The organism is Aeromonas rivipollensis (assembly GCF_010974825.1).
GTDB lineage: Bacteria > Pseudomonadota > Gammaproteobacteria > Enterobacterales > Aeromonadaceae > Aeromonas > Aeromonas rivipollensis.
Window position 1 is genome coordinate 235,704 of the sequence record NZ_JAAILA010000011.1, and the last position, 10,346, is coordinate 246,049.

The 10,346-nt window shown below is 60.1% G+C and carries 11 protein-coding genes and 1 riboswitch; of the genes, 6 read left to right on the forward strand and 5 right to left on the reverse strand.

Going from position 1 to position 10,346, the window contains the following annotated elements:
• Window positions 1-12 precede the first annotated feature (12 nt).
• Entirely contained in the window at window positions 13-1,281 is a 1,269-nt protein-coding gene (locus G4923_RS08775; RefSeq protein WP_163136632.1) for a DUF945 family protein, read from the forward strand.
• Between the two features lie 62 nt (window positions 1,282-1,343).
• On the opposite strand, the gene purU is transcribed toward G4923_RS08775, so the two are convergent.
• Entirely contained in the window at window positions 1,344-2,180 is an 837-nt protein-coding gene (gene purU / locus G4923_RS08780; protein WP_005326970.1) for a formyltetrahydrofolate deformylase, read from the reverse strand.
• A 209-nt stretch (window positions 2,181-2,389) separates the two neighbouring features.
• Window positions 2,390-2,549, forward strand: a riboswitch (FMN riboswitch).
• A gap of 104 nt (window positions 2,550-2,653) precedes the next feature.
• Here purU and ribB point away from each other — a divergent pair.
• A complete protein-coding gene (ribB, locus tag G4923_RS08785; protein WP_106886160.1) occupies window positions 2,654-3,307 on the forward strand; it encodes a 3,4-dihydroxy-2-butanone-4-phosphate synthase in 654 nt (217 codons plus the stop codon).
• A 223-nt stretch (window positions 3,308-3,530) separates the two neighbouring features.
• Window positions 3,531-3,773 (forward strand): Lpp/OprI family alanine-zipper lipoprotein, encoded by a 243-nt coding sequence (locus G4923_RS08790; protein ID WP_025327798.1) that lies wholly within the window; start codon window positions 3,531-3,533, stop codon window positions 3,771-3,773.
• Window positions 3,774-3,905: 132 nt separating this feature from the next.
• Here the strand turns inward: G4923_RS08790 and G4923_RS08795 are convergent, their stop codons facing one another.
• Both G4923_RS08795 and G4923_RS08800 read right to left on the reverse strand, forming a co-directional pair.
• A complete protein-coding gene (locus tag G4923_RS08795) occupies window positions 3,906-4,754 on the reverse strand; it encodes a tetratricopeptide repeat protein (protein ID WP_163136634.1) in 849 nt (282 codons plus the stop codon).
• Window positions 4,751-5,473 carry a 4'-phosphopantetheinyl transferase family protein gene (locus tag G4923_RS08800; RefSeq protein WP_139744039.1) on the reverse strand — a complete coding sequence of 241 codons (723 nt, stop codon included), beginning with the start codon at window positions 5,471-5,473 and terminating at the stop codon, window positions 4,751-4,753. The genes G4923_RS08795 and G4923_RS08800 overlap by 4 nt, the downstream gene beginning before the upstream one ends.
• Before the next feature lie 276 nt (window positions 5,474-5,749).
• Between G4923_RS08800 and G4923_RS08805 the strand changes: the two genes are divergently transcribed.
• The 3 genes from G4923_RS08805 (at window position 5,750) to G4923_RS08815 (ending at window position 8,306) form a co-directional block, all read left to right on the forward strand.
• Window positions 5,750-6,238 carry a C40 family peptidase gene (locus tag G4923_RS08805; RefSeq protein WP_025327795.1) on the forward strand — a complete coding sequence of 163 codons (489 nt, stop codon included), beginning with the start codon at window positions 5,750-5,752 and terminating at the stop codon, window positions 6,236-6,238.
• Window positions 6,239-6,389: 151 nt separating this feature from the next.
• Window positions 6,390-7,331, forward strand: a complete 942-nt coding sequence (rlmF, locus tag G4923_RS08810) for a 23S rRNA (adenine(1618)-N(6))-methyltransferase RlmF (protein WP_163136636.1) — start codon at window positions 6,390-6,392, stop codon at window positions 7,329-7,331.
• Window positions 7,332-7,583: 252 nt separating this feature from the next.
• A complete protein-coding gene (locus tag G4923_RS08815) occupies window positions 7,584-8,306 on the forward strand; it encodes a MaoC family dehydratase (RefSeq protein WP_163136638.1) in 723 nt (240 codons plus the stop codon).
• A gap of 63 nt (window positions 8,307-8,369) precedes the next feature.
• On the opposite strand, the gene G4923_RS08820 is transcribed toward G4923_RS08815, so the two are convergent.
• Both G4923_RS08820 and G4923_RS08825 read right to left on the reverse strand, forming a co-directional pair.
• Complete coding sequence (locus G4923_RS08820) at window positions 8,370-9,368, reverse strand: DUF481 domain-containing protein (protein WP_106886165.1); 999 nt, start codon at window positions 9,366-9,368, stop codon at window positions 8,370-8,372.
• A 19-nt stretch (window positions 9,369-9,387) separates the two neighbouring features.
• Complete coding sequence (locus G4923_RS08825) at window positions 9,388-10,305, reverse strand: L,D-transpeptidase family protein (protein WP_163136640.1); 918 nt, start codon at window positions 10,303-10,305, stop codon at window positions 9,388-9,390.
• Window positions 10,306-10,346: the final 41 nt, after the last annotated feature.

Below are 10,346 nucleotides of genomic sequence, written 5' to 3' on the forward strand. Positions count from 1 at the left end.
GTAAGAGAGCAGATGAAAAAGACAGTGGCCATGGCTGCCGGAGCGGCATTGGTGGTGGGGGGGCTGGGCGCCTGCTGGTACACGGGCAATGCCTTCGACCGCATCCTGGGGGAGCAGATCGTGAGGGCCAAGCAGGAGAGCGGGGTCGAGATCACCTGGTTACCCACCAGCGAGAACCTGTTCACCCGTGATGGGGTGCTCAAGGTGGTGGTGACACCCCAGACGCTGGCGAGTTTCGATCCCCAGATGGCGGGAAGCGAGCCCATAGAGCTGCAACTGCGCGTCAACAGCCGCCTGCTGCCGCTCTATATCAAGAGCAACATGCTGCTCGACACCTCGGCGGGGACCCTGGCCCCGGTCTTCACCGCCCTCGGCATGCAGCAGTGGCAGCTTGGCCTGGAGTCGGCCAGCAGTCTCTGGACCATGAGCAACAGCTCCCGTTTCTGGGCCAGCGACTTCAAGGTCAAGGAGGGGCTCAACGAGTTCAGCTTCCTGCCCCTGAGCGGGGATTATCGCGGGGATCTCGATGGCAATGGCCACCTGGTCTTCCAGTGGCTGGGCATGACGGTCCACGATGCGCAGAGCAAGATGGATCTGGCCCTGGCGGATCTCAAGGGCAGTGCCGACATGGCCGAGATCAGCGGCATCTGGCTCTCTCCTAGCAGCGAGATGACGCTGTCCGCCCTCTCCTTGCAACTGCCGGAGAGCGTCAAGCTCTCGTTGCAGGGGGTCAGCACCAACACCCAGCTGGCGGGGGATGATGCCCAGACCCTCTCCAGCCGCTATCAGATGAAGGTGGCGACCCTCAACCTGGAGAACGAGAGCGACAGCCTGGCTCTGACCCAGGGAAGCCTGGATCTGGCGCTCAAGGGGCTGGATCTGGAGGGCTATCAGACCCTGCAGGAGGCCAGCAGCCAGCGGGTGGACGAGGCGGCTATCCAGCAGGCGCTGGACAAGATGCTGCAACGGGGCGCCACGCTGGAGCTGACCGATCTCAGCGCCCGGCTCAACGGCGAGCCCGTCAGCCTGAAAGGGGAGGCCAAGCTGGCGCCAACGACCCTGGCACAGCTGATGGGAAGCGAGGAGGGGATGCAGGCCCTGTCCGGACTGCTCAATGCCAGCCTCGGGGACCAGCTGGGCAAGGCGGTGCCGCAGCTGGCGCCCATGCTGGCCCAGTTCACGGCCCTGGGTTATCTGAAGGCGGAGCCGGCGCACCTCAATGCCGAGCTCAAGCTCGACAAGGGGCTGGTCACCATCAACGGTCTGCCCCTGCCTCAATAAGCGCACCCAGCAAAAAGGCTCCCTCGGGAGCCTTTTTGCTGGGTGTCGAACGACGGACAGGGTTACTTGAACACCACAGTCTTGTTGCCGTAGACGAAGACCCGCTCGTTCAGCACCAGCTCCAGGGCACGGCTCAGCACGGATTTCTCCACATCCCGTCCCGCCTTGGCCATGTCGTCGGCGCTGAAGGCATGGCCCACGTGGATCACGTCCTGCTCTATGATGGGACCTTCATCCAGATCGTCGGTGACGAAGTGGGCGGTGGCACCGATCAGCTTGACCCCGCGATCGAAGGCCTGACGATAGGGGCGGGCACCGATGAAGGCGGGCAGGAAGGAGTGATGGATGTTGATGAGCTTGCGCGGATAGGCTTCCACGAAGCTCGGGGTCAGCACCCGCATGTACTTGGCCAGGATCACGTAATCCGGCTGGTAGCCGTCGATGAGGGCGCGTACCTGCTCTTCGTGCTCGGTGCGGCTGAGATCTTCATGGCTCACGGCATGGAAGGGGATGTCGAACTTGCCCGTCAATTCTGCGAGCGTGTCGTAGTTGCCGATCACCGCCACTATGTCCATGTCCAGCGCACCGGCGTAGTTCTTCATCAGGATGTCGCCGAGGCAGTGGGTCTCCTTGGTGACCAGGATGACGATGCGCTTCTTGCCCGCCTTGACCAGACGGCGCTGGGCGCCCGCCGGCAGGGCGTCGTCGAGATCCGCCAGCAGGGTTTCGTCATTGAAGCGACCCTCCAGCTCGGTACGCATGAAGAAGCGGCCGTTTTCGTGATCCACGAACTCGTCGTTCTTGTTGATGTTGAGCTGGTGCTTGTAGCAGATGTTGGTGATCTTGGCGATGAGTCCCTTGGCGTCGGGGCAATCGGTCAGCAGTATTTTCTTTTCCATCTCTGTCATGATTCCGTTTGTGGTGTTGGCGCCCGAGTCTGCGCGGGCTGCACGTTTTTGCTGGCACTATGCCATAAACAAACTCAGAAAGGACAGCGCGCCGTGCAGCTGAGTGGCAAGTCGCCAGCGGGCGGCGGTGCGCGGCATCCTATTCATCTTTGATGGGTTTTGGGCTGGTATCCTGCGTTTTTTTTCTTTAGGCTGTCTGCGCTTATTCTCAGGGCGGGGTGAAATTCCCCACCGGCGGTATCCCGATCTGACTCGGGGAGCCCGCGAGCGCCCGACCTTGGTTTGGAATCAGGGTCGGGGTCAGCAGATCCGGTGAGATGCCGGAGCCGACGGTCACAGTCCGGATGAAAGAGGATAAGACAGATATTGCAGTCATGGCTCCCGCGGGCCGGCTGCTGCATACCTATCTCTGTCTGCCTTTCCATGCCCTGATTCTGGTCCTTGTCTTGTTTAGGAGTCTTACCATGAATCAGTCTCTACTCAGTGAATTTGGTGATCCCATTGCCCGCGTCGAAGCCGCGCTGGCCGCATTGCGTGCCGGCCGTGGCGTGCTGGTGGCCGATGATGAAGATCGGGAGAACGAGGGCGACCTCATCTTCGCCGCAGAATCCATGACCAACGAACAGATGGCCATGATGATCCGCGAGTGCTCCGGCATCGTCTGCCTCTGCCTGACCGACGAGCGGGTACGCCAGCTCGAGCTGCCCATGATGGTGGAGGCCAACTCCAGCCATTATCAGACCGCCTTCACCGTGACCATAGAAGCGGCCCAGGGCGTCACCACGGGTGTCTCCGCCGCCGACCGCATCACCACCATCCAGGCCGCCATCGCCGACGGCGCCCGGCCATCTGATCTGCATCGCCCAGGCCATGTCTTCCCGCTGCGTGCCCGCACCGGCGGCGTGCTGACCCGGCGTGGCCATACCGAAGCCACTGTCGATCTGATGCAGCTGGCCGGCCTCAAGCCTTACGGGGTGTTGTGCGAGCTGACCAAGGCCGATGGTTCCATGGCCAGGTTGCCGGATCTGGTGGCCTTTGGTCGCCAACACCGGATGCCGGTGCTGACCATCGAAGATCTGGTGCAATATCGTCAAATGCTGTCTGAACGTTCGGCTTAAGCTTCATACGAAATTGTAATAAGGGCATTTTTTGGTTACGCTTGGTGCGAACCTCATCCAGAGCACTCGTTTTTGACTTAGATTTGCACAGAAAGTGTGCGTTTAAAAAAAAATGAGGGTTTTAATGCATTTATCTGTGATGGGGCCTATCCAAACTCGTATTTATTTGTGCCATAATCACGCCGCTTGCTAAACGTCTGGCGAGTTAAAGGGAGCTTTAAAAATGAAGAAAATGTTGTTGGTAGGTGTTGTTGGTCTGTCTGCCCTGCTGGGCGGTTGTGCAAACACCAGCGAACTGGAAACTTCCGTTCAGAATCTGTCTAACAAAGTTGACCAACTGGCTCAAGATGTTAGCGCAGTTCGTGCTGATCAATCCAAGATGGCTGCTGATATCGCAACTGCTAACCAAGAAGCAGCTCGTGCTAACCAGCGCATCGACAACATGGCTACTTCCTACAAGAAGTAATCCATGCGAAAAAATGGCGCATTTTAATGCGCCATTTTTTTTTGCCTGAAATTCGTCATTTCCCTTATTACTGCACTGCCTGCCTGAACAAGGCAATGCCGATTGCTCGGCATCCCCTGATATCTTCATCGATCAATAAAGCAGGCTATAGAGCTTGCGACGATAACTCTGCGCAGCCGGGTGTGCCCCCATTGTGGTCAGGATATCGAGATAGATCTTCTTGGCATCGCCAAACGCCATGTCGCGCTTGAGAATGTTGAACAGCAACGCCAAGGCTTCTTCCTGACGGCCAACCTGACTGTATTGCACCGCCAGCTCCTGGCTGAGGGCGTCGTCGTCCGGTGTCTCTGCATGACGCTGCTCAAGGGCGCGCAGCTCGGGGCTGTCGCTGGCTTGCAGCGCCAGGGCCAGGCGGGAACTCAGGGTCTGATAGTGATCATCCTGCGCCACCATGGGGATGGTCGCGAGCAGGGCCTGCGCCTCATCCAGCAGAGCCAGATCCAGCGCCGCCTGCACCAGCCAGAGACTGATGTCGTGACGCTCGGGGGCCAGTCGGTGGGCCTGGGTGAAATGGGCATGGGCCACATCTGCCTGACCCCCCGTCAGGGCTTGCTGACCTTTCTCGAGCAGCAGCTCCTCTTCCTTGGGGGCGAAGGCGGCGAAGTACTGGCGCAGGGTGGCCTCATCTTGCGGGCCTTCCAGGATGGCCTGCTCGTCCGGGCGCCCCTGATGGAACAGCACCAGTGCGGGCAGCGCGCGCAGACCCAGCTGGCTGGCCAGGGGTTGCAGCTGGGGATCGTTCATGTCGACCTTGGCCAGGGTGACTGCGGGATTGGCCGGGCCGACCAGGGTCTCCACCAGCGGGGTCATGCCCTGGCATTCTGGCATCTGCGGGGCGTGGAAATAGATGACGACCGGCTTTTTCATGGACGCATCGATCAGTTCGGCGTGGAAGTTCTGGGGATTGATGTCGACGATCATGAGGCTGACTCTCGGAAAATGGTGTGGATCAACATGGGGTCCAGGGGCGTGGATTTCAAGCGCTCGTCCAGCAGGTAGCCATTGATCTGGCGAGTCGGGGCGGCGAGGCTCAGCCAACCGCTGCCAAAACGCCAGTCCAGCACCTGATAGCTCCGGGTATCGAGCCTGTTGTCCAGCCGCCACCCCTCTTCTGGCACAAAACGCACCTTGTCGAGCCCGGCGGCAATGCCGGCCCCCTGGGCTTTCAGCACCGCCTCCTTGCGTGACCAGAGCCGATAGAAGGCCGAGGCCTGCTCCCGGGATGGCAGGGTGCACAGCCACTGATATTCGTCAGGGGCATAGAAACGCTGGGCCAACGGCAGGACGGGGCGCTGGCGCAAGCCCATTTCGACATCCACGCCGAGGGGGCCTTGCTGGCAGAGGGCGAGCACCAGCCAGTCCCCGCTGTGGCTGAGATTGAACTGCCAGTCATGGCTGACCAGGGTGGGCTTGCCGTGCTCGCTGGTGCGAAACACCAGCGTATCGGGCGGACAGCCAAGCCGCTCGGCCAGCAGGCGGCGCAGCAGTATCCGGCCGAGCAGGTACTCTCGCTGGCGGCCAGGCTGGCGGATCTCATGCCAATGGCGATATTCGTCCGGCGAGAGCTCTGATTGCAGCCTGATCAACTGCTCGGCGTCGATGAGCGCCGGTTTTAACAAATAGAGATCCGCATAGAGCATAATATTTCACTTTAAAATGAGGTCGAAACAGCGATAACGATCCGTTTTGACAGGGCAAAGCCGCTACTTTTGCGATTGTATATTGTTTGGCCATGATCACATTAATCATGCAAAACAGTGCATTTCCTTGCAAAAATGTGAGGTCGATAGGGATTTTCGCTTGCCTCGATAGAATTCTTGGATATAGTCGGGTGCTGTTGCCTTATAAATTGCCCTGTCGGGCTGCATTTTAACAAGTTTCACTCTATTTGCGGGGATAAAGGATTGCGCCACCTGATGCTACTGCTGGTCGCGCTCGGAATGGTGGGTTGTGCTTCTGCACCCCAGACCGAGGTCGCGAGCAAGATCGAGGTTTCCATGATGGAACCCGTGATTGAACCCGAAGTTTCACCCACACCAGATGTCAACGAAATCCTGACCGTATACAAAGAGTGGCGTGGTGTCCCTTACCGCATGGGGGGCAGCAGCCAGCGAGGCATAGATTGCTCCGCCTTCGCCCGTGAAGTGTTCCGCAATGCCGTCGGCATCGAATTGCCCCGCGATACCCGCTCCCAGGTTCATGAAGGCACCCGCGTTTCCAAGCAGGATCTGGTGGAAGGGGATCTGGTCTTCTTCAAGATCAACCGCCGCCTCAATCATGTAGGCATCTATGTCGGCAACGGTGAATTCATCCACGCCTCCACCCGCGCCGGGGTGACCCGCTCCAAGCTAGACAACTCCTATTGGCGCAGCAAGTTCTGGCAGGCACGCCGGATCGAGATCTGAGTCAGGCTGGACAAACGGCTCGCAGTACGGACTGTTTTTCCAACCTCACTTGAACCGGGCTCCTCGAAGCCCGGTTTTTTATGGCTCTCGTTTAGACTTTCCCTGGCCGACTCTCTATAGTGTGGCCCCCTCGATCCTCGGCAGGCCCAGCATGAAGACCCAGCAAAAATCCGGATTGCACCCGCGCAATCGCCACCAGACCCCTTACGATTTTGACGCCCTCTGTCAGCGTACTCCCGAGCTGCTGCCCTTCGTGTTCGTCAACGAGCATGGCACCTGGACTCTGGATTTCGCCGATCCGGCCGCCGTCAAGGCGCTCAACCGGGCCCTGCTGGCGTTGCACTACGGCATCCAGCACTGGGATCTGCCGCCGGGCTACCTGTGTCCTCCCATTCCGGGCCGGGTCGATTACCTGCATCGGGTGGCGGATCTGCTGGCCGAGAGTGCGGGGGAGGTGCCAAGGGGCAAGGGGGTGCGGGTGCTGGACATAGGTGTCGGGGCAAACTGCATCTATCCCCTGCTGGGGGCCCGTGAGTATGGCTGGCGCTTCGTGGGATCGGATATCGACCCTGTGTCGGTCAAGGCGGCGACCCTGCTGGCGGCGAGCAATGGCCTGGGCAGCCAGATAGCGTGCCGCCATCAGGACAACCCCAAGCAGATCTTTCGCGGCATCCTGGGGCCTAAGGAGCGCTTCGCCCTGACCCTGTGCAACCCGCCGTTCCACGCCTCTCTGGCGGAGGCGAGCAAGGGGACTGAGCGCAAGCTGCGCAACCTCGGCAAGGCGCTGACGGGGGCTCCCGTGCTCAACTTCGGCGGCCAGAAGGCGGAGCTCTGGTGCGAGGGCGGCGAGGCGGCGTTTCTGGCCGACATGATAGAGCAGAGCAAGGAGTTTTCAGGCCAGTGCCTCTGGTTCAGCTCGCTGGTGTCGAAAAAGGAGAATCTACCTGCCGCACGAAAGGCGCTGGCTCGGGTGGGGGCGCAGGATGTCAGGGTGATCGACATGGCGCAGGGCAACAAGGTGAGCCGGATCCTGGCCTGGAGCTTCCTGGACGAGGCTAGCCGCACCGCCTGGTGGTCTGCCCCCGGCCGCTGAGGGAAAGTGGGGGTTGAGAGCAAAAACACCCCAGACTGCCTCCTTTTCCTTCCTTGACGGTTTCCGTCCAGGAGCCGTCACTGCAATCGTTTTTCTGCTTTGTTCCTGCCCGTTATTCCCTGCGTGTTAGTGACCACTTTCATCCTCGGTACAGTTGTACGCCGAGATTTTTTTGTACTTACCTGTGAAACTTTCATAAAATGGGACTGGTTAGACCTCTTTACAGGCTTTGAATCGAATAGGGATCGGTACATGAAAGTTGTCGATTTTCTGAAGCACAAGCGCGAAATCCTGGCGCAGCACCCCTTTGAGCTCAAGGATTGGCTCTCTCCGGCGATCCGTGACTACTGGCGTGAGTTTCAGCAAAAGGCACACCTTCACCCTTTGCTGGGACGGGTGCTGGATCTCCAGGCGGAGCAGTCGCAGGTGCGGCAGCAGCGCGCATCCCAGGCTCAGGCGGTCAACAGCCAGCCGACCCTGATCGAAGAGAATGCGGTGGAGCTGAGTGGCGAAGCCGCCACCCTCTATGGCGAGCTGCAGGCCCGGATCGGGGAAGAGACCCATGTGGGTGAGTGGTTGCAGATCAGTCAGGGGTTGATCGATCAGTTCGCGGCGGTGACCGGGGATCATCAGTGGATCCACACCGATCCCGAGCGTGCGGCGGCCGAGTCGCCGTTCAAGACCACCATTGCCCACGGTTTCCTGACTCTGGCCCTGCTGCCCCAGCTCACCGGCTCGGTGGACGAGGCGACGCCGGAATTCCCGAGCGCCCGCATGGTGGTGAATTTCGGTCTGGAGCAGGTTCGCTTCCCGTACCCCATCAAGGTGGACAGCAACATCCGCGCCCGTACCAGGCTGTCCAGAGTGACCCCCATCAAGGGTGGGCTCGAGCTGCTCAAGGAGATCAAGATAGAGATCGAGGGGATCCGCCGCCCTGGCTGCGTCATCGAGTCGGTCACCCGTATCTATTTCTGACGCCCGTCCCTCACGGCGATACACACAGGCCCACTTCGGTGGGCCTGTGTCGTTTCCGGGTTCCTAGAAGCTGGCGCCCAGGGTGATGATATGGCGCCACTCCTTCTCGCTCAGGCTGGTCCTTGCGTCCTGATAGTCGAGCCAGGCGTCGTCCCAATCCAGCTCGCTCGACCAGGAGAGGCGCAGGTGATCGTTGAAATAGTAACGAAGCCCCAGGCTGCCGCTGATGGACTGCCGTCTGGTCAGATAGGGTGAGGGCTGGTCGATGAACTTCTCGTAGCGCCCCTTGCTGAAGAGTTCAAATTTCTCCTGCCACAGCTCGAGGGGCTGGCGATAGTCCCACCCCAGGCTGAGGAAGGGGTAGTTGATGATCCGCTCGTCGAACAGATCCGAGTTGCTCCACACATCAGGGGTGAAGTAGGCCCGCTCCAGACCCAGCTGGCTAATAAGCTCCAGGCGGCGTCGCTTGTCATTCCAGAAGCGGTAGCCGGGGCCGGAGGCATAGTCTATTTCAAGGTATCCGGCCTCGATCAGGTTGTAGTCGATGTCGATGGAGGAGCTCAGGAACCAGTGGTCGTCGAAGAAGAAGTCGAGCTTGGGCTTGAGCTTGTATTCGTGGCTGTCGGTGATGTTGTTCGCCGTCTCGTAGATATATTCCCCATCCAGGCTGTAACGCCAGTCCAGATTGGCCAGCTCGGTGGAGACCTTGAGGTTGACGTTGTTGGTCTTCTTGGTGTTCTCCTTGAGCTTGATGTTCAGATCGCTGGTGCCGGTCAGGAGCCAGGCATTCACTTCGTCAGGGGAGTCCAGCAAGGGGATCCCCGTCTTGGTCAGCGGCTTGGGTTTCTCCTGTTTGTCCAGCCGCCAGCGCTTGATGGCATGGCGCTGGACGGTCAGGGCCTTGCTATAGGATGGCTTGATGCGGATCTGATCGTCCGTGATCTCTTCTATGGTGCCGGTCAGGCGATCGCCGTTCTGCATCCATAGTATGTCCGCCAACGCCGCTGAGCCCGGCAGCAGGGTCAACAGGAGCGCCAGCAGGGGAAGGCCGCATCTCGTCATGGTGATCTCCGGGAGAGTCTTAGCCGCTGATGGGGCGGGGCAGCCCGTTCTTGTCGTCGAGCAGGGCCGTCACCCGGGAGCCATCTATCTCGGGGGCCGCGATGAACTGCTCGACCTCGGGGGAGAGCACCAGCGGGGCACCCTCGGACATCTCCTCCTCGGTGCGGGAGAGGGGGGAGTGCACCTCCAGCCAGCGGCGACCGTCCGGCTCCAACGCCGTCTTGACCGGCTGGTTGATCACCTGTGCCCGGGTACCGACAGGCACCAGGCTGAACAAGGTCTCTATGTCGTCCGGGCGCAGCCGGATGCAGCCCGCGCTGACCCGCAGACCGACCCCGAACTCCTTGTTGGTGCCGTGAATGAGGTAGTCCTTGTTGCCATAGCCCAGGCGCATGGCGAACTTGCCGAGGGGATTGTCCGGGCCCGGGGGCACCACGGCCGGCAGGTCTATGCCCTTTTGCTCCAGCCAGGACTTGCGCACCATGGGGCCGGGTACCCAGGTCGGGTTCGGATTCTTCGCGATGACTGTGGTGGTCATCTCAGGGGTCTCGCGGCCTATGTCACCTATGCCGATGGGTAGCACCATTACTTCCGCCTTGTCCTTGGGGAAGTAATAGAGGCGCAGCTCCGGCAGATTGATGACGATGCCCTCCCGCGGCACATCGGGCAGCAGCATCTGGGTCGGCAGGGTCAGCCGGGTGCCTGGGGTGGGCAAATAGGGATCTACCCCCGGATTTGCCTCGAGCAGCGCCAAAAAGCCAATCTGGGTATGTTTGCCAACCAGCTCCAGATGATCGCCAGGTTGGACTATGTAGTCTTCCAGCTCACCGATGAGACGGCTGTCCGCTGGCGGAAGCGGATAGGTTTTCGACCAGGCCGGCGTGGTCCAGAGGCTGGCAACGGCCAGCAGCAGTGAGACGATACGGGTATTGTGCATGGTGTTTCCTATCGGCAGTTCTCGAGGGAAGCGCTTCCCTC